22 protein-coding genes are annotated in these 26,308 nt (G+C 57.1%); 4 read left to right on the forward strand and 18 right to left on the reverse strand.

The window, feature by feature from the left end:
* Positions 1-110 precede the first annotated feature (110 nt).
* The 6 genes from Q0915_RS09750 to Q0915_RS09775 form a co-directional block, all read right to left on the reverse strand.
* Positions 111-1,223, reverse strand: a complete 1,113-nt coding sequence (locus Q0915_RS09750) for a BMP family ABC transporter substrate-binding protein (RefSeq protein ID WP_299470815.1) — start codon at positions 1,221-1,223, stop codon at positions 111-113.
* A 242-nt stretch (positions 1,224-1,465) separates the two neighbouring features.
* Positions 1,466-3,304 (reverse strand): allophanate hydrolase, encoded by a 1,839-nt coding sequence (gene atzF, locus Q0915_RS09755; RefSeq protein ID WP_299470817.1) that lies wholly within the window; start codon positions 3,302-3,304, stop codon positions 1,466-1,468.
* 25 nt (positions 3,305-3,329) lie between these two features.
* On the reverse strand, positions 3,330-4,982 hold the full coding sequence (locus Q0915_RS09760; RefSeq protein ID WP_299470819.1) for an ABC transporter ATP-binding protein: 1,653 nt from the start codon (positions 4,980-4,982) through the stop codon (positions 3,330-3,332).
* 23 nt (positions 4,983-5,005) lie between these two features.
* Positions 5,006-5,890 (reverse strand): ABC transporter permease, encoded by an 885-nt coding sequence (locus Q0915_RS09765; RefSeq protein ID WP_299470821.1) that lies wholly within the window; start codon positions 5,888-5,890, stop codon positions 5,006-5,008.
* On the reverse strand, positions 5,887-6,912 hold the full coding sequence (locus tag Q0915_RS09770; protein ID WP_299470823.1) for an ABC transporter permease: 1,026 nt from the start codon (positions 6,910-6,912) through the stop codon (positions 5,887-5,889). The genes Q0915_RS09765 and Q0915_RS09770 overlap by 4 nt, the downstream gene beginning before the upstream one ends.
* Before the next feature lie 3 nt (positions 6,913-6,915).
* Positions 6,916-8,541, reverse strand: coding sequence for an ABC transporter substrate-binding protein (locus Q0915_RS09775; RefSeq protein WP_299470825.1), 1,626 nt, complete (start codon positions 8,539-8,541; stop codon positions 6,916-6,918).
* Between the two features lie 140 nt (positions 8,542-8,681).
* Here Q0915_RS09775 and Q0915_RS09780 point away from each other — a divergent pair, with 140 nt between their 5' ends.
* The gene (locus Q0915_RS09780) at positions 8,682-9,590 is read left to right on the forward strand and encodes a LysR family transcriptional regulator (protein ID WP_299470827.1); all 909 of its coding nucleotides are present in this window, start codon (positions 8,682-8,684) and stop codon (positions 9,588-9,590) included.
* 210 nt (positions 9,591-9,800) lie between these two features.
* Here the strand turns inward: Q0915_RS09780 and Q0915_RS09785 are convergent, their stop codons facing one another.
* The 6 genes from Q0915_RS09785 to Q0915_RS09810 form a co-directional block, all read right to left on the reverse strand.
* Complete coding sequence (locus tag Q0915_RS09785) at positions 9,801-11,225, reverse strand: M20 family metallopeptidase (RefSeq protein ID WP_299470829.1); 1,425 nt, start codon at positions 11,223-11,225, stop codon at positions 9,801-9,803.
* Positions 11,226-11,297: 72 nt separating this feature from the next.
* A complete protein-coding gene (locus Q0915_RS09790; RefSeq protein ID WP_299470831.1) occupies positions 11,298-12,296 on the reverse strand; it encodes an oligopeptide/dipeptide ABC transporter ATP-binding protein in 999 nt (332 codons plus the stop codon).
* Positions 12,293-13,267 (reverse strand): ABC transporter ATP-binding protein, encoded by a 975-nt coding sequence (locus tag Q0915_RS09795; RefSeq protein ID WP_299470833.1) that lies wholly within the window; start codon positions 13,265-13,267, stop codon positions 12,293-12,295. The genes Q0915_RS09790 and Q0915_RS09795 overlap by 4 nt, the downstream gene beginning before the upstream one ends.
* The gene (locus tag Q0915_RS09800; RefSeq protein WP_299470835.1) at positions 13,264-14,181 is read right to left on the reverse strand and encodes an ABC transporter permease; all 918 of its coding nucleotides are present in this window, start codon (positions 14,179-14,181) and stop codon (positions 13,264-13,266) included. Before Q0915_RS09800 ends, Q0915_RS09795 begins: the two co-directional genes overlap by 4 nt.
* Positions 14,178-15,155 carry an ABC transporter permease gene (locus Q0915_RS09805; protein ID WP_299470837.1) on the reverse strand — a complete coding sequence of 326 codons (978 nt, stop codon included), beginning with the start codon at positions 15,153-15,155 and terminating at the stop codon, positions 14,178-14,180. The genes Q0915_RS09800 and Q0915_RS09805 overlap by 4 nt, the downstream gene beginning before the upstream one ends.
* A gap of 61 nt (positions 15,156-15,216) precedes the next feature.
* The gene (locus Q0915_RS09810; protein WP_299470839.1) at positions 15,217-16,800 is read right to left on the reverse strand and encodes an ABC transporter substrate-binding protein; all 1,584 of its coding nucleotides are present in this window, start codon (positions 16,798-16,800) and stop codon (positions 15,217-15,219) included.
* Between the two features lie 166 nt (positions 16,801-16,966).
* Between Q0915_RS09810 and Q0915_RS09815 the strand changes: the two genes are divergently transcribed.
* Positions 16,967-17,884 (forward strand): LysR family transcriptional regulator, encoded by a 918-nt coding sequence (locus Q0915_RS09815; RefSeq protein ID WP_299470841.1) that lies wholly within the window; start codon positions 16,967-16,969, stop codon positions 17,882-17,884.
* Here Q0915_RS09815 and Q0915_RS09820 read toward each other — a convergent pair.
* Entirely contained in the window at positions 17,875-19,413 is a 1,539-nt protein-coding gene (locus Q0915_RS09820; RefSeq protein WP_299470843.1) for a M81 family metallopeptidase, read from the reverse strand. The two genes, Q0915_RS09815 and Q0915_RS09820, sit on opposite strands and share 10 nt — an antisense overlap.
* 46 nt (positions 19,414-19,459) lie before the next feature.
* On the opposite strand from Q0915_RS09820, the gene Q0915_RS09825 reads away from it, so the two are divergent.
* On the forward strand, positions 19,460-20,419 hold the full coding sequence (locus tag Q0915_RS09825) for a succinylglutamate desuccinylase/aspartoacylase family protein (RefSeq protein WP_299470845.1): 960 nt from the start codon (positions 19,460-19,462) through the stop codon (positions 20,417-20,419).
* A gap of 28 nt (positions 20,420-20,447) precedes the next feature.
* A complete protein-coding gene (locus tag Q0915_RS09830; protein WP_299470847.1) occupies positions 20,448-21,866 on the forward strand; it encodes a M20 family metallopeptidase in 1,419 nt (472 codons plus the stop codon).
* Between the two features lie 54 nt (positions 21,867-21,920).
* Here the strand turns inward: Q0915_RS09830 and Q0915_RS09835 are convergent, their stop codons facing one another.
* The 5 genes from Q0915_RS09835 to Q0915_RS09855 form a co-directional block, all read right to left on the reverse strand.
* A complete protein-coding gene (locus tag Q0915_RS09835; protein ID WP_299470849.1) occupies positions 21,921-22,418 on the reverse strand; it encodes a GNAT family N-acetyltransferase in 498 nt (165 codons plus the stop codon).
* 95 nt (positions 22,419-22,513) lie between these two features.
* Positions 22,514-23,245, reverse strand: coding sequence for a hypothetical protein (locus Q0915_RS09840; RefSeq protein WP_299470851.1), 732 nt, complete (start codon positions 23,243-23,245; stop codon positions 22,514-22,516).
* Positions 23,246-23,377: 132 nt separating this feature from the next.
* The gene (locus tag Q0915_RS09845) at positions 23,378-24,829 is read right to left on the reverse strand and encodes a cytochrome c peroxidase (protein ID WP_299470853.1); all 1,452 of its coding nucleotides are present in this window, start codon (positions 24,827-24,829) and stop codon (positions 23,378-23,380) included.
* 12 nt (positions 24,830-24,841) lie between these two features.
* Positions 24,842-25,180: a hypothetical protein gene (locus Q0915_RS09850; protein WP_299470855.1), complete on the reverse strand. Its 339-nt coding sequence runs from the start codon at positions 25,178-25,180 to the stop codon at positions 24,842-24,844.
* A gap of 51 nt (positions 25,181-25,231) precedes the next feature.
* Complete coding sequence (locus Q0915_RS09855) at positions 25,232-26,182, reverse strand: homocysteine S-methyltransferase family protein (protein ID WP_299470857.1); 951 nt, start codon at positions 26,180-26,182, stop codon at positions 25,232-25,234.
* Positions 26,183-26,308: the final 126 nt, after the last annotated feature.

Raw genomic sequence — 26,308 nt, forward strand, 5'->3', positions numbered from 1 at the left:
TTCCCGTACTGAGTGAAGAATCGCGTATTCGCAAATGGCGTTGCGCCAATGAAAGTCCCGGACACTTCCTCTCTGAGATGGGTGTCCGGAACGCTGGTTAGATCCGATGATCAGGTAATGGAGCCCGTGACGCCTTCGATCAGATAGTCGGTCTGATCGAGCGACGGTTCGTAGTTGTCGAAGCTCGCTCCGGCGGCAAGAAGCGGCGAGCCGTCCTGCTTGTTGATCGGCCCGACAAAGATCGGCTTGCCGGCCTTGACGTCAGCGCGCGCAGCGTCTGCAGCGGCGATCGCCTTTTCCGTTGCACCGGCGCCATAGGGCGTACTTTGCACGAAGTCGACATCAAATCCGCCGCCGGTAAAGTTCGGCAAGGGTTCTCCCGCACCGAGATCAGCCGCGAACATCTTGTAGATCGTTTCCCACTTGTATTCGGCACCGGTGATAAAGCCGTTCGGCGCTAGTGGTGCCTGGGAGGCATTGTGACCGCAACACTTGATGCCGCGGGACTCCGCTGTTTCGATCACCACTTTCGGCCCGTCGACATGACACGTCAGGACATCACATCCCGCGTCGACGAGGGCGTTTGCTGCTTCCGCCTCGCGAACCGGCATCGACCACTCACCGGTAAAGATCACCTGCACGGTTGCGTCCGGATTGACCTTTCGGGCACCCAGCAGGAAGGAGTTGATGTTCCGAAGAACGGTGCCGATCGGTTTGGCCGCAACGAAGCCGAGCTTGTTGCTCGTTGTAGACAGACCAGCGGCCACACCGTCTACATAGTGCGCCTGGTCCAGGTAACCGAAATAGCTGCCTGCGTTTTTCGGATCCGCATCGGTCCAAAGAGGCGCGGCGTGCCGGAACTCCACGTCGGTGTATTTTGCGGCAAGGTCCAGAACGAACGGTTTGTAGTAGCCGAACGACGTCGCGAAGATCATGTTTGCTCCGTCCAGATTGATCATCGACTCCATCGATTTCTGAACTGCAATCGTCTCCGGGACATTTTCCTCTTCGACGACGGTCACGCCGGGCACTTCCTTCAGCGCGCTCGCGGCGACGGCGTGAGCCTGGTTCCAGCCGAAGTCATCACGCGGGCCGACGTAAACGATGCCTACGGTCAAGTTCGAAGCATGGGCCAAGCGGGAAAGCCCTGCTGACGACAGCAGCGTCAGACCAGCGGCAGAAGACTGCAGAAGGGAGCGGCGGGAAATTTCAAATTTCGACATTACGTCCTCCGTTATTAAGACAAAGCCGCACCACACCTGCTGCCCTGTCGGACCTTTTGGTTAAGTTTTGCAAGGGTCATGCCATATGTATTTGCATGAGTTTTTCTGAGTATTTTTCTCGCAACTATTTGTGGTCGTTGATATTTTTACGAAAGTGCTCTGCGTATTCGTAATTCTGTTACTGCAGCTTTTCTAATCACCATGAGCAATTAGGCCTATTTTTTAGGCATTTTCATTTCTGTCTACTTTGCGTGCATTTGTTCTGCACTTACACCTGCGGCTGATGATCTGCCCCTTGCGGCGAATTCGCGCCAACTGCCGAGGTGCGAAATGTCTTCTGCATCCGCTATTCCATCGGCTTCGCAAATAAAGCCTGTGACCATGCGGCCATCGGCAAGTTCAACCTTTCCAAGCCCCAGCGGCGCCGGAATTCCGGCCAAAAAACTTCCCACCTGCGAGCTAGGAAGCGCCCAGACTTCAAGGTCGATGGTATTGCCAGCCCCGGCACGTTCCCGGACCAATCCGGGCCTCTTTGGCGGCCCGCCCGCAAGCGCATAGAGCGCGTAGGCATCGCTCGTCGTCGTTGCTTCGAGAAACCTGGCGCCTCTGGATACCAGTTCATGATTGAGTGGCATGCCGGACATGTGCGCGCCGCATACGGCAACCGCGAGTTCATCGTCCTGGGGATAAGGGTTTGCGTCCAACAACAGCGGCAAAGCCCACCCGGTGGCGCCGAGCGTATGCGGCGCGAGGCGCTCAAGCCCGGCACCAATGGATGCCAGAAAACTGTCTCGTCCTGCCTGCGCAAGCAGCGTTACGTTGCCTGGCTTGCCATCGTTTCGCGCCGAGACCGGAACCGCAAGGCCGCACATATCCAGGAGATTGACAAAATTGGTATAGGTCCCGTTGAGCGAATTCGGACCGATAGGATCGGCTTCCAGATCAGCGACCGAAAAGAATGTCGGCATCGTTGGCACACACAGAAGATCAACATCTGCAAGCACCTTCTCGGTCTTCCGTGCAAGTTCCTTCAGCTTGTACATGCCGCGGAATGCATCTGTTGCCGACAGACCGAGTGCCTTGCCAACCACTTCCCGTGTCACCGGATGGACAGCCTCTGGCGTGTCACGCATCAGGTCTTCAATAACGGTATGGCGCTCGGCGACCCATGCTCCTTCGTAAAGCATGTCGGCCACGTCATAAAAAGGCGTAAAGTCTATTTCGACGATCTCAACACCATTGGCCTTCAACAGCGCAACGGTATCTGCGAAGGAACGCTCTTGAACCTTGTCGCCGCAGAATTCAATCGTGGCACCGTCCGGCACACCGACTTTCAGGTTCAGCGGCACATGAGCCAGCGGAGCGGCGCCGGTTTTCCGGGCAAAAGCATCCTTGTCATCGTATTTCGCGGTTACCTGAAAGACCGCATATGCGTCTTCAACGGTCAACGCGAAAATCGAAACCGTATCCAGCGTCCTGCAAGCGGGAACAACGCCTGAGGCGGACAACGCCCCGAGGGTTGGCTTCAGGCCGACAATGTTGTTCAGAGCGCCCGGCACCCGGCCGGAACCCGCCGTGTCTGTTCCGAGCGAGAAACTTACGATGCCATGACCGACAGCGACCGCGGATCCTGATGAAGACCCGCCGGGCACAAGTGCGGGATCTACCGAATTCTTTGGTGGTTGATAGGGAGAGCGAACGCCAACAAGTCCGGTAGCGAACTGATCGAGATTGGTCTTGCCGACCAAAAGAGCTCCGGCAGCTTTCAACTTTGCGATTACGAACGCATCTTCGCTCGCCGTGTATTCGTAAGCCGGACAGCCAGCCGTCGTCGGCTTGCCGGCCACGTCGATATTGTCCTTGGCAACAAAGGGTACGCCCCAGAGCGGCTTCGCCGGGTCGTAGTCTCCTAGTGCTTCCGCCGTTTCAATGACTTCGGCCATGTCGATCAGATGTATGAAAATACCCGGGTCGCCAATCGTTTCGATCCGCCGGTAAACCTCTTCGATGATGTCCCGAGGTTTCATCCCGTCTTCATAGGCCGCCTTGAGCGATGTGAGCGTAAAAGGCAAATCGAACATGTTGATCCTCAAACTCTTCTTGATCTTATTCAGCGGCTTTCGCAGCCTGGGACGATAAAACGGGCGGATGCGGCGCCGCTTCAAGCAGGGTGCGCGTATAGGGATGGTCAGGGGATGACATGATCTGTTCAGCCGGACCGCTCTCAACGATCTCGCCCGCCTTCATCACAATGACCTCGTCGCACAGCAGACGAACGACGTTAAGATCGTGGCTGACAAACAGGTAACTGATACCGAGCTTGGCTCGCAGATCGACCAGCAAATTCAATACGATCGCCTGAATGGAGACGTCGAGCGCAGCCGTCGGTTCGTCCAGAACGAGAAATTCTGGCTCGAGCGCAATTGCTCTGGCAATGCCAACGCGCGCCTTCTGTCCCCCGGAAAGCTGATGCGGAAAACGGTCCAGCAAAGCGACGGGAAGCCCGACGAGGTCCGCCAGTTCATCAATGCGGGCCTTTCTCGCTGATCTGTTCAAGGGCGACAGTCGCGCGAGCGGCTCTCCTATGATCTGGCGTGCTGTGTGCCTCGGGTTAAAGCTGTCGGTTGCGTCCTGGAACACCATCTGAATGGACGCGCGCCGAGGATCGCGCGCAAACTGTTTCGCCGGTATCGCTGCGAGATCTTCACCCTTGAAAAGGATCTCTCCTTTGGTGGAATCAAGCAGACGGACGAGCATTGACGACGTTGTGGATTTGCCGCAACCGGACTCTCCGACAAGTCCGACGCTCTGCCCTTTTTTTATCGCAAAGGATAAGCCGTTGACGGCATGAACCGGTCCCGACTTGCCCTTGTAGGTTTTATAAAGATCGCGAACTTCAAGCAGCGGTGTCTCCACAATCTGTGTTAGCGGCATCGGCGTTCGCAGCTCAGGCAGGAGCAACTCGCGAACAGAAACGCCGGCCCTGGGAGTCGCATCGACAAGTTTCTGCGTGTAAGGGTGCTCTGGAGAGGAAAACAGCTTCCGGGCACTTCCCGCTTCCACCACTTCGCCGTCTTTCATCACAACGATCCGGCTGCAATATTGAGCAGCAAGACCAAGATCGTGCGTGATCACCATCGCGCTCATGCCGCGTTCGACGATCAGATCCGCAATCAGATCCATAACTGCCTTTTGCGTCGTAATATCGAGGCCGGTCGTTGGCTCGTCGGCGATCAGAAGCTTCGGATCGCAGGCGAGCGCAATCGCAATGACAATCCGCTGGCACATGCCCCCAGACAGCTCAAACGGATATGCCTCATAGCGGTTCTCGGCATCATTGATGCGCACCGCTTTCAGTGCCTTTATCGCTTCAGCCCTGGCATTGGCGCGGGTGGCCTTGGCATGGCGCCGCAAGACGTCCTCGATCTGGTGTCCGACTTTCCGGATCGGATTGAGAGCTGCCCTCGGGTTCTGGAAGATCATGGAGATCTCGCGGCCGCGCAGATCCCGCATCGTGCTTTCTTTCGCGGATTTCAGATCGATGCCGCCATATGCAAGGTCGCCGCCGGAGATTGTCCCGCCTTTGTCGAGGAGCCGCATCAGTGCGTAGGACGTGACAGATTTACCCGAGCCCGATTCGCCGACAATGCCGACGATCTCGCCCTTGCCGACTTCCAGTGAAACGCCCCGCACGGCATTTACAGTGCCCTTGCGGGTCTCAAAGTCGACCTTCAGGTCCCTGAGCGACAACAAGCTCATTTGCTTTCCCATCATCGCCTTGCTTACGTGCGCTGTCTTGGATCGACAATGTCACGCAGACCGTCGCCCATGAGATTGAACGTGAAAACGGCGAACATCAGCGCAAACCCCGGGAAGAACGCCAGCCACCATTCTCCTGACACTATGAAATTCGCCCCCTCTGCGACCATGATCCCCCACTCAGCCGTAGGCGGACGTACGCCGAGCCCGATAAAACTGAGGCCCGCAGCATTGAGGATGGCCCAACCAAGGTTCAGCGAGACCTGCACCATCATCGGCGGCAGTGCATTCGGGAAGATATGCAATGCCAGCACGCGGATGTCGGAATTTCCGGAGAGCTTTGCCGCAAGTGCAAATCCGGACTCGCGCCGGATATTGACTTCCGCGCGCACCAGCCGGGCATAGAACGGAATGTTGATCACAGCTGTCGCGTAGACGATGTTCTCAACTGTATTGCCGAGGGCCGCCACAATACCCATGGCAAGAACGAAAAGCGGAAACGCCATGATCGTGTCGAACAAGCGGTTCAGAACAGCATCGATCCAGCCGCCCCAATACCCGGCAATACTGCCGAGAACTGAGCCAATGGCAAAAGACAGCGCAACTGCCGCTACGGAGATGGCAAGGTCGAGCCGCGTCGCCACGACAACACGGCTAAACACGTCCCTCCCAAGGTTATCCGTACCAAACCAGTGCGCGAGCGATGGCGGCTGTAATGCGTTTGCCGCATTGGAAGTCAGTGGATCGTATGGCACGAGCGAGGGGCCGAACACTGCCGCGACGATGAGGACCGCGAACATTGAGAACGCGAGCATCGTGATTGGATTGGACTTCAGCACATAGGCAACATGCGCAAGCGCGCTGTCGTTGCTCTTCACGTGCAGCGAATTGGAAGTGGCGTCGCTCATCTGGTTTCAAATCCAATGCGAGGATCGATCAGCGTGTAGGCAATATCGATGATGAGATTGAGCGCGACGAAAAGCAGAGCCATCGCAAGCACAAAACCCTGGACTGCCGCGTAGTCGGACACCACGAGGGCCTCAACCGCATATGATCCGATACCGGGCCAGGCAAAGACCTTTTCAACCAGCACATTGGCTCCGAGCGTGAATGAAAAGACCATACCGAGCGTCGTAATCACGGGTAGGAGTGCGTTCCGGAACGCATAGGTGAAAAGGACCTTGTTTTCAGTCAGTCCTGCGGCGCGCGCCGTGCGGATGTAGTCCGAAGAGAGCGCGGACAGCATTGCGGCGCGTGTCATGCGGGCGAGCGGTGCCAGCGTGAAAAGCGCAAGCGTGATCGCCGGCAGGATGAGCTGTTTGACGGCTCCGATCCAGGTTTCCCAGTCGCCGGCGATCGCCGCGTCGATCAGATAGAATCCAGTTACGTGATCCGGCTCGATATAGATGAAATCAAGACGCCCGAGCGGAGACGGCGCGATGCCGAGCAGGTAGTAAAAAACATAGATCAGCACAACGCCTGTGAAAAACGTTGGCAGCGAAACGCCGGCCGTCACCAAAACCCTGCACAAATGGTCGACTGTGGTTCCGGGCCGGGTCGCAGCGAGGACCCCGAGCGGTATGGCGATGGCGCATGACAGAAGAAGCGCCGTCAGGGTCAGTTCAAGCGATGCCGGCAACCGGTTTGCAAGGTCGGACAGAACCGGCTGGCCGGTTGATATGGACTGCCCCAGATCACCGGAAAGAACATCCCCGGCATAGACGAAAAACTGCTCCGGGAGTGACTTGTCGAGCCCGAGCGCCGTGCGGATCTGGGCAATGGAGGCTTCATCGGCGGCTGGCCCGGCGAAGTAGACCGCCGGGTCACCTGGAAGGGCGCGGGTCAGCAAAAAGCTGACCACAACAACCCCCAGGATCACGGGAATGGCATGTGCGATCCTGTAACCAACCGTGGCAAGACGCCCGCTCATGGATCAGCTCTTTGCCAGACCACGCACATCGAGCTGGCGATGGAACCAGTACTCGTAGCCGGAGACTTCGCGTGTGCCGACATTCAAAGCCGGCTGCCAGAGCGCGATGCGCGGTACTTCATCCCACACGATCTCGATCATACGCTTGATCTTGGGCGCGTAATCCGGATCGTCGACATTCATGTGCAGCGTTTCGCCGGTGAGCGTTTCAATTTCCTCGTTACGATAGTTCGATGAATTGAACAGGTGACCTTCCAGATACGCCCAGAAGAAATAGTAGCAGGGGTAATTCAACCATCCGCCAAACGTTTCCAGGTGAAGCGGCAGCCGTTTTTCAACGAGCGAGGCGGTGCGCCAATTAGCGCCCGGGATTTTCTCGATCGTCGCCTTGATGCCGATCTTGGCGAGATTTTCTTGGATCAGAAGCGCAGCCGGTTCCATCCAGTCGGTCTGACTGAGCGAAATCGAAAGCGGGACTTCGAAACCGGATCCGTGACCGGCTTCCTCCAGAAGCGCTTTCGCCTTGTCGAGATCCGTCGAATAGGGGAACTTCTGCGGCCAGGCGATATCTGCCGGTGTCGTGGAAGCACCACCCCACATGGGTGCGCCCCGGCCATAGGCAGCCGTCTGGAACACCTCTTCATAAGGTACGGACCATGCAATTGCCTGACGCACCTTCTTGTCCTTGAAGGGCTCGAACGACAGGTTCGGACACAGGCAGTAAATGGCGTTTTCGATCGGTGTCGTCGCAATCGTGATGTCTTCGGTTTCGGACAATTCCTTTGCGTCTTTGTTCGGCATGTTGAAGGACATGTTGACGTCGCCGCGCTCCAGAAGCGCGCGTCGGGTGGCCGGGCTTGGAACTTCCCTCAGAACGACACGTTTAACGGAAGGCAGAGGGCCGGATGTCCACTCGTCATTGCGCTCATAGACGAGTTGCTCACCCGGCTTCCAGGACGCGACCTTGAACGCTCCCGATCCGGACGGGTTCTTGTGCAGGTATTCCATTGCCCAGGGATCCTCGTCGGTCGCATTGGCGATTGCGACCTTCGAATTGATGATCATTGGAACGGGAACGGCAAGGTCCGGCAAAGTCAGCTTGGACTTGCGCAGCAGGTTGATCTTGAAGGTCAGGTCATCAACCGCTTCAAACTGCTCGGGTTTTTCAAGCGACCCCGCCTTCATCTGCACCGTCGGGAACCCGCCGACACTGACCGCCCTGTCAAAGGACCACTTCACATCGGCTGCCGTTATCGGCGATCCGTCCTGGAACTTTCCGGCGGGACGCAGCTTGAAAACTATGGCCATCCCGTCATCGGTGAACTCCCAGCTTTCGGCGATCTCGGGTTCAATCACGGAGTAATCATAGGACAGGCTGCCGTCCTCGAGCGTCTTGGTGCCGAAACTGACAAGTCGGTCATAGACGTTGACCGCCACCTGATAGCTTGGCCTGTTCGTTCCCGTGCGATGAATGTCGAGACTGTTGATCGTCTGTCCGGTAACGGCCACCACAACGTCATTGCCGGCAGCTGAGGCCGGAAGGACTTTCAAAAACGGTAAAACGGATGCTCCGAGCACTGTTGCGCCGGCGCCCTTCAAGAACCCGCGGCGTGAAGAATTATAGGTCATAGTAATCCCCTCTTGGAAGGAAGGCGGAGAAATGCCCTTTCCACTCGTCACCACGATGCGATTTATCGGTGCGTACTTCTATTGCTATTTTTGCAGCTTTATGCTTCGTAATTTGCAGCACCAGATCTAAGGCATTGAATATGAAACACCTTCAGACGCTTAAGCTGATCGATGCGGTGACAAGAGCCGGGTCCATCCGCAAGGCAGCGGAAGACATGCACATCACGTCATCGGCGCTCAATCGCCGTATCCTGGGCTTTGAAGAAGAATTCGGTGCAGCGATTTTCGAGAGGCTGCACGGCGGCGTCCGCCTCAACCCGGCCGGTGAACTGCTGATCCAGCATATCCGCGGCCAAATGGCTGATCTGGATCGGGTTCGCAGCCAGGTCGCGGACCTTTCCGGCCTACGCCGGGGACATGTCAGCATCGCGTGTTCGCAGGCGATTCAGCCGTACTTCATGCCGGCGCAGATTGCGGCCTATAGAGCCGAGCATCCGGACGTGTCGTTTTCCGTTCATGTCAGAGACAGGGATGCTGCGGAAGCGGATCTGCGCGCATTCGAAAGCGATCTGGCGCTTGTTTTCGAACCGGTTCACATCGGCGACATTGATGTTCTTTTGGCCGTGGAACAACCTGTTTACGCCGTCATGGAAAAGACCCATCCATTGGCGACAAAAAAGAAACTGCGCCTGCGCGACTGTCTCGGATACGCTCATGTCGTTCCACCCAAGCGCATCGGCATCCGGTACCTGCTCGATCTGGCAGTCGCCAGCATGAGCCAGAAAATGGAGCCTATCGCAGAGGCCGATTCCTTCGAGTTCATGCGCCACTATGTGCAGCATGAACGCGCGGTCGGGTTTCAGTTTCCCATCGGGCTCAATATTTCAGGAGATGACCGTCTGGTGTTCAGACCCCTGCCCAAGGAAGACGTTCCCTATGGCACTCTCGCTCTGATGCAGATGCGTGGCCGGACGCTGTCGGTTGCCTCTGCCCGCTTTGCCAACCAGTTGGCAACCGCACTCACCAGTCTTCGAAACAACCTGGATTGACCTAAGCGAGTTTGCGCTTACGCGTGAGAATGCAGCATCAATCAAATGTGCACACGTTTAAAGGCCTGAGCAACAAGGGATCGGTTTCAACGACCCTCGAAGATCTCGAATGAAACGTGTCGAACATCTATATTTTTCAAATATTTAACGATCTTTTTTAAGGTATCACCAGAGAACGGGATCCTCACGCGACAGGCAGCCTGTTTCCGATCACTGATTGCTCATGGCTTTAAGCGGTGGTTCGACATCATCCGGGATCGGACAGGCGTAAGGGTCAATCTCCAGTTTTCTCAAGTGGGCATCTTTTGCGCTTTGTAGAGTGGTGCTGTCCTCGAACAGATCAACTGCTGTGCCCGCCATTATTTTGGCCGCGTGGGTCATGCCCTTGTGCGCCGCCGGGGCTTTGCCCTGAGCAGTCAGCTGCCAGGTATGAAACGGTGTGCCGACTGCGCAAGTGGCAACCCGCGCCTGAACCGTCGGGACAGCCCAGCTGACATCACCGACGTCGGTCGAACCTTCCCCACCCTCGCTGTGCCGGTCAAGCGGCGCAACAAAATCGCAAAGGGCAAGATCCGGTTTCACTTCCGCACCGATCCTTCTGAACGAGACTGTGATGTTGTCCTGACTGAGGGTCGCACGGATTTTTTCCGCGAACTCCCGGTCATGATCGTCAAACTCCGGCGCACCGAGCCGCTCCAGGTTCCTCTGCATGATTTCTTCCAGTGGCCGGTTGCCGAGGAGATTGGAAACCCCGCTGACCACGTTTGTCTCGACTTTCGTTTCCGTCATCAGGGCAGCGCCCTCCGCGATCTTGCGTACACGTTCAATCAAACTGCGCAGTTCGGAAAGATCCCGCGCCCTGACAAGTTGGCGCACAGTCGCCTTGGACTGCACAACGTTTGGGGCAATGCCGCCTGCATCCAGATAGGCATAGTGCACCCTCGCTTCGTCGGGCATATGCTCACGCATATAGTTGACACCGACATTCATCAGCTCAATGGCATCAAGCGCGCTCCGTCCAAGTTCAGGGGCGCCGGCCGCGTGAGCTGCACGGCCGTGAAAGGTGAAATCGATGCGCGTGTTGGCAAGCGACCTGGCTTCATTGACCGCCGTGAAGGTTGCCGGATGCCAGGAAATCGCGGCGTCCACATCGTCAAAAACGCCCTCTCGCACCATGAAGGTCTTGGCCGCACCGCCCTCCTCTGCCGGGCAGCCGTAGTAACGCACACGTCCCTTGATGCCCCGCTCGCTCAGATAGTCCTTGACGGCAGACGCCGCCAGCAATGCGGCCGCGCCGAGGAGATTGTGCCCGCACCCGTGCCCTGGCCCGCCATTTTCAACCGGTTGGTGCTCCGCAACACCAGCAACCTGTCCCAATTCAGGGAGAGCATCGAATTCACCTAGGATGGCGATCACAGGTCCTTCGTCCCCTGCCTCGCCGACTATAGCCGTCGGTATTCCGGCAACACCTTCCGTGATGTGAAATCCTTCCTGCTCCAGCATCTTCTTGTGTTCGGCGACGGATTTGAACTCGGTATAAGCGATTTCCGGCAGGTCGAAGACACGATCCGACAGCCCGACATAGTCTTCCCGGCGCGCGTCAATCAGATCCCAGACTCGATCCGTGTTGTTCATTCTTTCCTCCAATGTCGCGCGGATGCCGGTCACGCCTGGATCAATCGCGTCCGGCGATGCACTTGGCTCCGTTCAAATGTCCTTCCAAAAGTGGCAGGCAACTGAGTGAGCGTCTCCGAATGTCTCAAGCTGTGGCTGGCTCTGACGGCAAATGTCTTGCGCATGCGGGCATCGCGGATTGAAATAACACCCGTCTGGCGGTGCCAATGGTGAGGGAATCTCGCCTTCGATCGGGGCGAAGGCGCGCTTGCGCTGATCCAGACGAGGCGCTTCCGCCAGGAGCGCCTTTGTGTACGGGTGCCTGGGTGCGCTGAAGATTTCCTCCGTCGAAGCACTCTCCACAATCCGTCCGAGATACATGATCGCTACACGGTCTGCGATATGCTCAACAACGCTGAGATCGTGACTGATGAACAGGTAGGTCAACCCAAACTCTTCGCGCAAGTCCATGAAAAGGTTGATGACTTGAGCCTGGATCGACACGTCCAGTGCGGCAATTGCCTCGTCGCACACGAGAAACTTCGGCTTGACTGCGAGCGCGCGCGCGATCCCGATGCGCTGGCGCTGGCCACCTGAAAACTGGTGCGCGTATCGCCGCTTCAACGACGGATCGAGACCGACCTTGCGCATGATGTCGTCGACATAGTCGGACGCTTCGCTTCTCGAAACAATGCCATGAACCTTCGGAGCTTCACCGATGATGTCCTCGACGCGCATTCTGGGGTTCAGGCTGGCAAACGGATCCTGAAAAATCATCTGAACTGCGAGCGTTGCAGCCTTCTTGTCAGCGCTCGAGAGAGTCGCGACATCATTGCCTTGAAAGAGAAGCTGGCCCGAACTCGGCGCATGAATTCCGGCGACTACGCGACCGAGGGTGGACTTGCCGCACCCAGATTCGCCAACCAGCCCGAGGACTTCCCCATCGCGAATATCCAGTGTGACGTCGTCAACCGCGTGAACGACTTCCTCACGCACGCCCGCGCCAAGTTTCTGGGCAATCTTTCCGGCGACATCCAATCGCTTGGCAAAGCGTTTTGACACAGCGCGGATTTCGACCAACGGTTCCGTCATTGCACAACCGCCTGCGCCTGCGGGTGATAGCAGCGTAATTCGCGGTTCGCCACTTGCTCGACCGGTGGCGGTGCCTTGCAGGCGTCGCTCGCAAACGCACAGCGCGGTGCGAAGGCGCACCCAGACGGCAATGCCAGCATGTTCGGCGTCATGCCTTCAATCTGGAACAGTCTTTCTCCCCGGTTGTTCGCCGTCGGAACTGACCCGAGCAACCCCACCGTATAGGGATGAAGCGGTCGATCGATGACGTCATCAGTTTGACCCTGTTCGACGATGCGCCCCGCATACATCACCGAAATCCTGTCGGCGAGACCAGCAACGACCGCAAGGTCATGTGTTATCCAGATCATTGCCGTTCCCGTTTGCCGCGTCAGTTTCTGGGCCTCAAAAATGATCTGCGCCTGAATGGTGACGTCAAGGGCCGTCGTTGGTTCATCCGCTATGATGAGATCCGGTTTGTTCAGGAACGCGATGGCGATGGAAACACGCTGACGCATGCCGCCTGACAGCTGGTGCGGATAGGCCCTTAGGCGTTCTTCCGGTGACGGTATTCCAACCAGACCGAGCGCATTCCGGCATCGTTCCCAGGCTTCCCTTTTAGGCAAGCTCTCATGCGCTAGGATCGCTTCCATCATCTGAGTATCGATGCGCAGAACCGGGTTGAGCGTCATCATCGGATCCTGGAAGATCATTGAAATCCGATTGCCTCTGATGGATTTGAGTTGGTCCTCGGGTGCATTTGCAATGTTGTCGCCATTGAAACGGATCGCTCCCTCGACAATCCTTCCGGGCTGGTCGATCAATCCGAGGATCGAGAACCCCGTGATGGATTTACCCGATCCGGATTCTCCTACGAGCCCCATGACCTCGCCTTTGCTGACGGCAAAGTCGACCCCATCGACAGCCTTGACGACACCCGCATGCGTGAAGAAATGCGTCTTCAATCCGCTCACTTCCAGAACTGCCGTCATTTCTTCAGCCTCGGATTGAGCACATCACGCAACTGGTCACCGACCAGGTTTATCGACGCAACAGTCAGGAGGAGCGCAATTCCGGGAAAAACCGATATCCAGTATCGGCCGGACAGCATGTACTCAAAGCCATTGGCGATCAGAACACCGAGCGACGGTTCTGTTTGCGGCAACCCAACCCCGAGAAACGAAAGGGTTGCTTCCAGCGAAACCGCATGCGCGGTCTGCACAGTGCCAACGACGATCAACGGCGCAAGGCAGTTGGGAAGAATGTGTCCGAAGACAACTCTCATTCGGGAAAGCCCCAGACACTGGGCCGCTTCAACATATTCCTTGCTGCGCTCCACCAGCGCAGTTGCTCGAACCGTTCGCGCATAATAGGCCCATTGCGCGACGACTAGCGCGAGGATGATCTTGTCAACTCCCTTACCGAGGACGGCGACCAGCATCAGCGCCACAAGCGTTGCCGGAAACGATAGCTGAAGATCTACGACGCGCATGATGATTGCTTCCGTCCGGCCACCGACATATGCGGCGAGCAGGCCGACAGTCATGCCGATGAACAAAGCGATCACACCCGACGCGATGCCCACCGAGATCGAAATTCGAAGCCCGTATAAGATCGCTGAATAGAGGTCCCTGCCCGCGCCATCCGATCCGAGCCACATGGTATAACCGGCAAACGCTTCTGATCCCGGTGGCAGACGGCCGTCAAGCACGTCGACCTGCGCCAGGTCATAAGGATTTTGCGGTGTGATCCAGGGTGCCAGAATCGCGAGCAGGACGATGATAGTGAATATGACGAACGCGCAGGTCGCGATACGGCTTTCAAAAAACTCGGCGCGAAAGCGCTGAAATGGCGTCTCGACTTTGACGCTCGCAGGAGCAACGGATTGTATCGTGCTGTCGGTCATGCGCCCTGATCCTGAAGACGGACCCGCGGATCCAAGATTGAATAAAGGATGTCAACAACCAGATTTATCAGGACAAAGAACAAGACCATGATCATCAGGTAAGCCACGACCACCGGGCGATCGAGCTGCAAGATGGCGTCGATCAGCAGTTTACCCATGCCCGGCCAGGCAAAGATCGTTTCGGTCACCACGGAAAATCCGATGAGACTGCCGAATTCCAGCCCCATCACCGTGACGACGGGGATCATGATGTTTTTCATGACATGTACGAAGATGATCCGGCTGGTCGAAAGCCCCTTGGCGCGCGCGTACTTCACATAGTCCTGCCCCATTGCCTCGCGCACTCCGGCGCGGGTAAGCCGGATCGCAAGCGATATTTTCAGGAGCGAAAGGTTCAGTGCCGGCAGGAATATGTGTCTGATGCCATCCCACGTCGCAAGACTGGTCTCGATCCCGAAGATCGAGGCTGTGTCACCTCGCCCTGTAGAGGGAAGCCAGCCGAGTTCGACTGCAAACAGCAGAATGAGCATAAGACCAACCCAGAAGGTCGGCAGCGAAAAGCCGAGAATGGATCCCGCCATGATGCCTTTCGACACAGGGTTGTCCGGGTAGAGTCCTGAAAAAAGGCCGAGCGGAATACCAAGGACGATCGATAGAAACAGTGCGCTGAATGCCAGTTCCAGCGTCGCCGGCATGTGATGCAGGATCAGTTTGAGCGCCGGCTCGCCGAAGACAAAAGAGTCCCCAAGATTGCCCTGCAGAGCGCCCTTCAGAAACAAAAAATACTGTTCCCATATGGGCCGGTCGAGCCCGAGACGACGGATCGCTGCTTCGATATCCGCTTGATCCGCGTCAGGACTGACCAGCATGTATACCGGGTCGCCGACAACGTTCACGCCGAAGAAGACGATGACCGACATGAGAAACACGACAAAGATCGCCTGCATCAGCCGACGGATGACGAAAACAGTCATTGGGTTTTCTCGATTTGAGGAAGGACCGGGGCGCTGAACACAGCGACCCGGATATCTGCAGTTATTCCTTCACGACACCCATCGCGAGAGTGTATTCGTCGGTCCTCGGGGTGTATTTCAAACCCTTCTTGGCCGCCCAGGTATTCACCTGGAAATGGGTTGGAATGATCGCAACATTCTCGATCGCCATTTCGGTGGATTTTGCGAGAAGATCCTGACGCTTTTCGTCGTCCACGGTCTGCAGAGCTTCCTCGATCAACGCATCAATCTCGGCGTTGGAGTGACGCCCGCGGTTGGAAGATCCGAAGCCCTTGTCCTTGTCGAAGGTGTGGATGAGAGACTTCAAAGGAGAAGACGCTTCGCCGGAGCCCGCGCCCCATCCGACCAGGATAAAGCTGAACTCCGGAAGCCCGTCGGGGCTGCCACGGGACGCACGCCCGAAGTAGACGGAGCGCGGCATGGTCTCAACAGCGGTCTTGATACCGACCCTGGTCAACATCTGACCGATCGCCTCGGCAATCTTGGCATCATTGATGTAGCGGTCGTTCGGACCGTGGATGGTCAGCTGGAAACCGTCTCCATATCCGGCTTCCGCAAGCAATGCTTTCGCAGCTTCCGGATCGTAGGCCTCAGGCGACAGTTTGTCGGAGACGCCAAAAAAGCCCTCTGGCAGAAGCTGGCCTGCGGGAATGGCAACCCCCTCCATGACACGATCGACAATCGCGTCACGATTGATTGCCTTGGAGATCGCGAGACGGACACGCTGGTCCATCAGCGGATTTTTGATCTCGCTGCCGTCGTTGCCCTTAACGAAGGGCGAATTCTCGCGGAACTGATCCATGTGCAGGTAAATCACGCGATTCGAGACACCTTGGCTGAGCTGGATATCGTCCTTTGCTTCCAACGTCGAAATATCGGTGGTCGGTACACCTGCGATCATGTCGACATCACCGGCCAGCAGGGCTGCGACCCGGCTCGGTCCGGACTTGATCGGACGGAATTCAACTTCGCTCCAGGCCGGAGCATCACCCCAATAGTCGTCATTGCGAACGAGCGTGATGCTTTCGCCAGGCTTGTAGTCAGAAAATTTGAACGGACCGGTTCCTATGGACGCTGAACCAGCGTTGAAGTCTTCTGTCGCCGCGCCACACCCCGCACTGTCGGAAATCACCGGTATCGTGGAAATGTCATTGGCCATCAGCGGATAAGGCGCTTCAGTGATGGCGTGAACGGTGTAGTCGTCAATTTTCTTGAAGCTCTTACCCTTGAGGTAAGTGCCATATCCAGAAGGCGAATTCGGGACTTCCGGTGCGCGTTCCATCGTGCAGATGACATCGTCCGCCGTGAAATCGCTGCCGTCGTGGAACTTCACGCCTTCGCGCAGCTTGAATTCCCAGGTCAGATCATCAATCGGCTTCCAGGACACAGCAAGCCCCGGCGACAAACGCTGTTTCTCGTCCTGCGCAATCAGGCGATCGAAGATATGGACCGACATTGCATTGTTCGGTCCGAGATTGTGAAAGTGTGGGTCCATCGATGTCGGCTCTGAAGCCAACCCGATGGTGAGCTTTTCCGCCAGCGCCGCTCCAGTGAACAACGCCAGCGCGCTTACCGTCGCCACCGCGACAGCTGAAAGTTTTCTCATGACTATGTAACTCCCTCGGAAGCACGGTGTCCTTATCCGGACTTTTGCCGCACGATGGAAAAGATGTTAGCTTGCAGAAAATTCATTGCCAACACCAAAGTTAATGCATTTTTGCATAGGGCAATCCAGACTGCAGCCCCGTGCCTATGCACCGGAAATCTTCTCGATGGCAGAACCCCGACACCGACTGCGAGAAATGGAAGCGCTTCGAGCGCTGGTGACAACCGGAACAACCATAGGTGCGGCACGCAGGCTTGGTGTTTCACAATCGTCCATCAGCCGCGCCCTTGGGCAACTTGAACAGCGTGTCGGCCGCGACCTCTTCCTGCGCAGCTCGGGGAAAATAGAACCCACAACGGCTGCGCTCAGACTGAACGAGCAACTGGACCCGCTTTTTGAAACACTGGCGTTGATTGAAGGCGCCGAATGGGCGGCGGCTGACGAAGAACCACTACGTCTGATTGTGCCGCCGACACTAGCGCATAATTTCGTTATCAAGCGCGTGGCCGCCTTCTTGAAACAGAACCCGGGAAAGCACCTGCAACTGGACATCCAGGCAACGGACGTTCTTGTCTCCGGCATTCTTGATCTGCGCTACGACCTTGGCCTGACCAGCGCGATGATCCAACGTACAGGGGTCACGCTTATTCCATGGCGCAAGTCTCATGTCGTCTGTGCAATGCCGAGCGGACATCCGCTTGAGAAAAAGGAAATTGTCTCCCCATCGGATCTGGAAGACGTGGAACTTATTGAGTTTCTGCGACGTCTCGGGACGAGAGCGATAACGGAACAGGTATTTGCACGCGCAGGCGTTCGCCCAAGGACAGTGGCAGAAACCGCCACGAATATGGCCGCGCTTGAGCTTGTTCGTGAGGGTCTCGGCGTCACTCTGCTCAATCCTTTTCCGGTCCTTTCTGGTGGCATGCCGGACATTTCAGTAAGGCCATTCGACGCTCCCATCACGTATCACACGAGCTTTGTGTTGCCGTCCGGACGCCAACCCTCAGAATTTGCAAGGCAATTCATGGAATATGTCCAGGACACCACCCCGCCAGACGAATATTCGGAGACAGTTCAGTTGTGACTTCTGTCTTTCCAGACGGTGTCAGGATCCAGCGGAAAACTCGGGCGCGGAATGAATTTGAACGGCCAGCGTTCAAGCACCGGGCTTGTCAGGCCTGCGGTATCGATTTCATGTACCTGTTCCGACTCGAACCATTTGTCGAAGCCTGCGCGAAAGTGCCCACGCGACTTAACGACGACACACTGTGCGCCACCGACATCCAGGCCAAGCATGTGAAAGAACACCGGATCAGCCGTCTGAGCCCGGTCGGAAATGACAACCGCGCGTACGCCGCCAAGATCAAGCGCGGCGCAGGGTCCGAGATGAAGCTTCCGGCCCTTTGTCATACCGCGCTCACCAACAACGTTGCCGTCATGAAGCGAGAGCACTTTTGCCGGGACCTCAAACCTGTGATCCCACTTCTCCCAGACTGCAGATCCCGCATTGCGGTTGAACACAGCGGTGAAGCTTGCACCAGCACCGATTTGATGGGCTTCAGCGGCAAGGTCAGGGTCGAAGAACGATCCGAAATAGACATTCCGGGCACCGGCGGAATGCAAGGCGGCGAGCAACTCCGTCGTGCGACCCGAGCCGCCCCCACCCGGGTTATCGCCCGCATCCGAGAAGATAACCGGCGCTCGTTTTGGCTCTGTTGCCAGTCGCACCGCCTCATCGACGGGCGTAAGAGTTCTCAAGAACTTTTCACGTATCGACCAGGCTCGATCTGCGATTTCGGAAGCCAGGCTTTCCGCAATCACCTGATCCTCGCGCGCTGTCACAACGACGCTCAATCCGTTGTCGGGCGTGTCGGCGAACACGAAATTCCCGAAAACGGAGACATTCAGGACTGCGCCGCCGAGCTCAGCCTGTCGTCGCTGTCCGAAATCGATCAATTCTCCATAGGGCGCTTCTGCAGTCAGAAGGGTAACGGACGATGGGACGATAGGCGGGCGCTTGAGCGCAATTTGCGGCCGTTTGTCATCGAAAAGACAGCGTCTCAGAGAAAAGGCTGCCTCTTCCCCGCGCTCCATCATGTCGACATGTGGATTGGTTCTGTAGCCCACAATCAGATCGCAGGCTTCGACCATCTTGAAGGAAACATTCGCGTGGAGATCGAGTGTCGTGACGATGATCGGCTCCGGACCAACGACAGTGCGCACAGCGGCCATCAAGTCTCCGTCCGGATCATGGCTGTGTTCGGCGACCATCGCTCCGTGATTACAGATATAGACCGCATCGAATGGTCCGTCCCTACGAAGCCGGTCGATGATCTCACCGCGCACCATTTCGAACACGCGCCGTTCAACGGGACCGGCCGGATGACTGGCCGCCAGCGTGCACGGTACCGGCTGCCATGGTCCGGTGACGTCCATCGCGTGCACAAAAGCCGCAAACTCGGATGCCAGGGATGGCGTCGTGGCGCGCGCCTCCGCCAGAAGTTCGTCCCCTTCAAGCCATGTCAGCGAACGGAAATCGTCTTCGCCTGCAGGCCGCGCGAAGCGGTTCGATTCCAAAATCATTCCAAGCAGAGCAACCTTGGGTGTCCGCACCAGCCTCACTCCCTGTTCCGGTCTTTTTAAAAAGGAGCACGATCTCGTGGCCGAAATCAATATTCCAAACGAATACCCGGTCGAACTCACGCCTCCCGATCTTTCTCCTTACAAGGAAGGTAATACCGGCATACCCTATGTCTGGCGGTATGACAGCGGCATGCCTGGACCGAAGGTCATGCTCAGTGCGGTTGTTCACGGCAACGAACCATGCGGTGCCATTGCGCTGGACAAGCTCCTGCAAGAGGCCATCAGACCCGTGGCGGGATCTCTGACGCTGGCATTCATGAACATTGCAGCCTATGAGGCGTTCGATCCGATTGACCCGAATGCGACCCGCTGGATCGACGAAGATTTCAACAGGGTTTGGGATATCGAGACACTTGAAGGTGAGCGCGACAGCGTCGAATTGCGCCGCGCCAGAGAGGTTCGTCCAGCTTTGGCTGAGATCGACTGTCTACTCGACATCCACAGTATGCAGCATCTGGCACCTCCGCTCATGATGTCAGGCCGACATGTTCGAGCCAAGACGCTTGCAGCCGCCGTCGGTGTTCCTGAACGCGTCGTCGGCGATGCCGGTCACGCAGCGGGCCGGCGCATGCGCGACTATGGCCGTTTCGATGATCCGCGTGAAAAGAACACTGCACTGCTGATCGAGTGCGGCCAACACTGGGAAGCGTCTGCGGGTGATCTGGCAGAAGAGGCAGCTATCCGGTTTCTGGTCGCGACAGGCGTGCTGTCAGCTGATGCACTGGAACGCTACACCAACCTGCCCCCGCCTCAGTCCGCGTTTACCGTCGTCGAGGCCGTGACGATCCAAAATGAAGCATTCGTTTTTGCGAGAGACTTCTCCGGTGGTGAAATCATCGCCGAGAAAGGCACCCTGCTCGGCCACGACGGAGAAAATCCGGTTATTACACCCGAGGATGATCTCATGCTGGTGATGCCGTCCAAACGCTTGTGGCGCGGACAAACAGCAGTGAGACTGGCACGCCGCGACACCTGATAAGAAAGCAAACCAGAGGTATTCGACCATGACCACGCGCGAGGCCGCAATCGATGCGGTGTCCCGGTTTTTCAAAGACGGCGGATTTCAGGCCGAACTGGCGGACAGAATAGCTGTGAAAACGTCCAGCCGGGAAGACCAGCACAAGGATGAGCTGAAACGCTATCTCGATGAGCTGTTGCGCCAGCGCTTCGAAACAATGGGTTTTTCCGTCAACATACATCCCAACAACATGCTCGAGCGCGCGCCATTCCTGGTGGCCAAGCGCCTGGAGGATCCCACGCTTCCGACGCTTTTTTGCTACGGGCATGGCGACACCGTGCCCGGCGAGGACGGACGATGGAGCGAGGGACGCGACCCTTGGCAACTGGTCGCAGCTCAAACGTCCTCAGGCGAGCGCTGGTACGGGCGCGGCACAGCGGACAACAAGGCACAACACACGATCAACATGGAAGCACTGCGCCATGTCATCGAAACGCGGGGCAAGCTTGGATACAATGTCACGTTTCTGATCGAAACGGCGGAGGAAATGGGTTCACCGGGTCTCGCCGACTTTTGCCGGGACAATCGCGATATGCTGGCGGCAGACCTTCTTCTCGCGTCCGATGGGCCACGCTTTTCAACTGACGGGCCCGACATCAAGCTTGGAACGCGCGGCGGGTTAAATATCCGTTTCAGGCTTGAGTATCGCGAAGGAGGCCATCATTCCGGCAACTGGGGCGGCCTTTTGGCCAACCCGGCAATCGTACTGATGCATGCGCTTACAACCCTCGTGAGCCGCAATGGCGAGATCCTGCATCCTGGCCTGAAACCGACCAGCATCAAAAACTCGGTACGCGATGCGCTTGCCAAAGTGACCGTGACCTCAGGACCCGGTGATCCGGACATTGATCCCTGGTGGGGTGAACAGGGTTTGAGCGGAGCTGAAAAAGTGTTCGGCTGGAACACTTTCGAAGTGTTGTCTTTCATTACCGGCGACCCTGACAAGCCACAAAACGCGGTGCCGCCCTTCGCCGAGGCCATCTGCCAAATCCGTTTTGTTGTCGACACCGATCCCGATACATTTCTGCCGCTGATCCGAAAACATCTGAAAGACCGGGGTTTCGAGGGCATTTCGGTTGAACCCGCGCGGATGTCGATGTTACGCGCATCGCGGCTTGATCCGGACCATGCAGCAGTTGAATGGGCGGTCAATTCGATCACAAGGACCACAGGCAAGAGCGTCACGGTCATCCCGAACGCGGGTGGTTCCCTGCCGAACGACATATTTCTCAATATCATCGGCATGCCGACAATCTGGGTGCCGCACAGCTATACCGGATGCTCCCAGCATGCCCCGGACGAACATGTGTTACCCCACCTGATGAAAGAAGGCCTTGAGATGATGACTGGATTGTTCTGGGACCTCGGAGACGGATTTCCGGGGTTGAAACAAGAGCCAGTATAGGCCGCAAGTTCCCTGGCATATCATGCCAAGGCAAGTTCACGGGCGACGCTCTAATTAGCCAGCAAACATTCTCGCCATTTGAAGTGCATCGCTGTAGCCATCCTCAGTGCGAACGTAGTCACGCATGCATCCTTCTTCCTCAAACCCGAGGTGCTTATAGAGTTTTATGGCCCGCGTGTTGTCCACCCAGACGATCAGGCTGAGGCGTCTGATCCTGAAGAACCCGTCGCAAAGCCGGATCAGCTCCTCAATAAGAGAGCGGGCAATACCCTCGCCTTGCCGCTCGCCATGTGTCACGACCATGTTAAGCTCTGCAGCATGAGCTGCGCGCGGTATTTGATGATGCAAAACCAGTTCTGCGAAACCGATTACCTTGCCGTCATCTTCGGCGACTATCTGCACCATGTTCGGATCCGCCGACAAGCGGTCTTCCGTGTTTTTGAGACGCATGTAAGGCAACCGCATCGACCCTTGAACGACGTGCGGGCTGGTCAGTATCACGTGAAGTCCAAACGCATCAGCAGGCTCGGCATGGCGTATCTTGTAGTTCATGAAACCCTCCTCAGGGCGTTGCGGCCGCTCGCGGAACGGCCGCTCGTTTCTTCAGGATAGGTCCGATCATTCGTATCGGACCAGTCCCACAACGTTCAAAGGCCGGTCCGCTTGGGTAGTGGCACATACATCTGGACATGTGTCTGGGTAGAAAATTCACCTGTCATCGGCCCGTGCGTCTTACCGTCGCTATGCCAGGCGATCGCCAACTCCGCGATCAGTTGTTCGCCGGTCAACTGAAGGCATGGTGTTATGACACGAAAGAATTTCGCATCGCCATTCTCGTCCGCGGTGAAAACATTCTCTGTACCATCCCTGGAGCCAAGCGGAGTGTCGTAAAATCCGAGAAAAGGCTCGGTTGGCGGCCAGATCGCAAAATCGTGCCAGACAGTGTAGAGGCCGTTCGGAACAAGATTCTCAAACCGGAGATTCACGATACCTTTGCCGTTTGCACAGGAATAGTTTCCCGTTCCCTTGGCCGAGAACCACTCGCCCAGAGTCATTCCGAGCGCCTTGCCGCGCGGCCATGGGCCCGTGTTTTCTATCTGGAGGGGCGTGTGCGGAACGGCCTCCGCTGGTGCGAATAGCGGAGCATCCATGTTCCTTGTCGCCCCGGTCGGGCGAAACACCTCACCGGATCCCGCAACCTTTTCAAAGAAAACATCCTGCTCGGCCAGTTTTTCATCGATGTGAAAAATGAAGGCGAGCGACATGCTTTCATCCATGTCATACGCGGCATCGGCCGAAACCATTTGTACGGCGTCGTCGGCCATTGAGGGCATTGCGGCCGAAAGCGCAAGCGACATTGCCAGAAGTGTTCGTTTCATGTGATTTCCTTCCTGGGTTGGGTGTTGGGTGCCCTGACCAAGTTGGTGCCAGAGCCTGGTGGTCAGCTTCTCGCCGACCGGACAAGGCCCGGTGCCAGAACGGGTCACCGGAACAGTGTTTGAGCGTTTTCTTTATTTGCCTTTGTGAGGCGGTGGCTGCGGCGGCAGGCGGGACGGTACGCGTACCGGGATCAAATCCTGCCTGTCTTGCATCGCCGGATCGGTGAGCGCCTCAAGGAAGGCGACCAGCTGCCCAACCTCCCTGTCACTGAGGTCAACCGCCGCAAGATCGTTTGCATCTGCAATTCGCTTCGTGAGGTGCTTGTTCGACTGGACCCAGCTATCCCGGCGGTTGTATGCGTTTCTGCGGGCCGGGTTCATCGGTCTGAAGATCAGCCTTGATCCCTTGCCAGTTTGCTCGATGACTGCGTCGAGTTCTGGTAACGCCTTGCCACGGTAGCCATTCAACGAGACTTCCGGCTCAAGATGATGCCGGACGACAGCCTCGAGCGTGTCAAAGGCACCTGAATGTCCCCAGGGGCCCGTGAGGGCAACGTTCAACAGCGACGGGGTCCTGAAGGCGAATAGGTCTTCCTTTTCGAAGGTAATGCGAAAACGTCCCTCATCCTCCAGGCGATCCATGAAACCGCTCGCGCGCCAGTAGCTTGTGTCGGCGCCATGCCCTTTTCCGGGGCCGGTTTGCGGCATCGCGATTGCGTGAAAACTGTGATCCGTCAAAAGCGGGCCCGAGTGGCAGCTGTCACAACCAGCGCGCCCGTAAAACAGATTGACGCCTGACCAGACATCGTCACTCAACCTCCCGAAAGCGCCGTCGCGCAAAGTTTGCTCGAACGGGCTGCCGTTTGACCGGAAGGCAACTGCCTGAAACGCTGCGAGTGCATTGGCCGCCTGAACGAACGAAATCTCGCTGGTTCCGAAGGCATCACGGAACATTTCACGATACTCGGCAAGCTCGGAAAGCCGGTCTGCCAGAAGATCCCAGGCGTCTGTCGGCCTGTCCTCCGCAACGGCGGTCGCCACCGGGTTTTCGCCTTTTTGTCCCGCCATTTCGACGGGTGAAAGAACCGGAAACATTGCCTGAGCCGCGAGCGGGCTGACGAGCCCTTCTGGAAGATGCTCGCGGGCCGGACTCCAGAACCCGCTCTTGAAGACACCGGCCGGATCGGGCTCCAGGCGACCGTCGTGAAAGAAGGCCCTGTAGGAGCGGGCTCCAATATTGTAAAGCGGCTGTGCGTTTCGTGGCACACGGCCCGTGACGCCGCCGGAACCGGTACGGCGCTCAGCTCCGAAACCCTCGCCGCCCTCGCCAATCGACAGGGGCACGCCGTCGCCGGTCCCCCGGCCTGGATCGTGACAAGTGCCGCAGGAAATGTTTCGGTTTCCCGACAGGATCGGGTCAAAAAAGAGCATTCGGCCAAGCTCGACCAAAGCCGGTTCTGGGGTGCCATTGTCGAGATAATCGGTATCGTTCAATGGGTTCGGCAACTCACCTGCCGTGGCAGTCGCAATCGCTGCAAACGCCACTGTGGAACCCAACATAGCCTTCAGGGACAGAGTGAACATCGTGCTCCTCCTTCAGTGACCGTCACGTCGTAAAGGTCTCTTTTTGTCACCTTTTCGAGCAGATCCGGAAGACCGCCACCAGGCGGGACGATGGCGCTTATCAACTGAAAAATAAGATTTTTTTGCCGCAGTACCGGTTGCCGCGAGATTGATAACAATCGTGCCCGGCAAGTCGCCGACAACCCGCGTTCCGGATGATGTTCCATGCACGAATAATTCGTCCGAACCGCTCTGCAATTTTCCACAGCCATCGGCTACGGATTGATCGGTATCAAGTGCGAAGGCCAGAGCGAAGGCAATTGCCGATGCCAGGACCAGCGTCCCGGCAAAGGACCAGCTTGAACGTTTCATTTTCTTTCCTCGATTTTACGCTTGTTCGCTTCGTGCCGGCGCCCCTCGGCGCTAGGCAGCACTCAGACTGTCTTTAGCCGCCAGACACACCTGTTCGATGTGCCGGTGATCTGTGCCGCAGCATCCGCCGAGAACGACCAGTTGCGGCATGAAACTCTTGAGGTCGGCATAGTCGCGTCCGGTCTCGACCGGGTTGCCGTCATCGAGTTCTTCAGCCTCGTCGAGTTCGGCATGACTGAGACGTGACGCATTGGCGCGAATTCCACAGATCCGATTGCGCCATTCTCCCCCTGTGCGCAGGGTTTCGCTGAAATGATCCGGGTGGGCACAGTTCAGCATGAAATAGGCCGGCCCGAAGTCGGTTCTCGCATCCACCTCGCTGATCGCCGCGCCAAGGGTTTGACCTGTCGGCAAGCGCCCGTCGGTTTCAACGGTGAAGGAAATCACGACCGGAATGCCGTGCCCTTGTGCCGCTCGGACGATACCGATCGCTTCCGGAGTGTTGTTGATGGTGATCGCAGTCACCAGATCTGCACCTGTGGTGGCGAGGGCACCTATCTGGACGTCGTGATACGCCTCGGCTTCCGCAGGCTGCATGATCTCTCCGGGTACATAGCCGTCACCACGCGGGCCGATGCATCCCGACAGGACACTGCGCAGCCCCGGAAATTCCACGCGAAGCTCTGCCATCAGGGAGATGGAGCGTTGGTTCAGCGTCACCAAATCTTCCAGGCTGACACCGAGCTTTCGGGCCCAGTCCGGACTTGCACGCCAGGTCGCGCTTTCAAAGACGAAGCCGGTTCCATGTGTCACGGCGACAGATGCATGGCTCCGGTAATAGCGACGCAGCGTTTCTCTACCTTCTCCAGTGGCGAGCAACGGGAAAGCGGCGAAGAGTGGCAGATCGATCCCATAGTCAAAAATCAGCGTCGTTTCGATGCCACCATCCGTGACAAAGAGGTCGCCGCTCATCTGCGGCAGGGTCTGTGCAAGTTCTTTCATGTCGCTTCTCCTGTAAGCGTTGACGGGAGAAGGATCGGGCGGAGACCGTTTTGCCTCCGTCACAAATGCCGGCGGCGCTTTGTGTCAAACGTCAAATTTTCGCTAAATCGGCGTCAAGGCCATCAA

Origin of the sequence: uncultured Roseibium sp., from assembly GCF_947494555.1 — a bacterium.
Taxonomy (GTDB): Bacteria; Pseudomonadota; Alphaproteobacteria; order Rhizobiales; family Stappiaceae; genus Roseibium.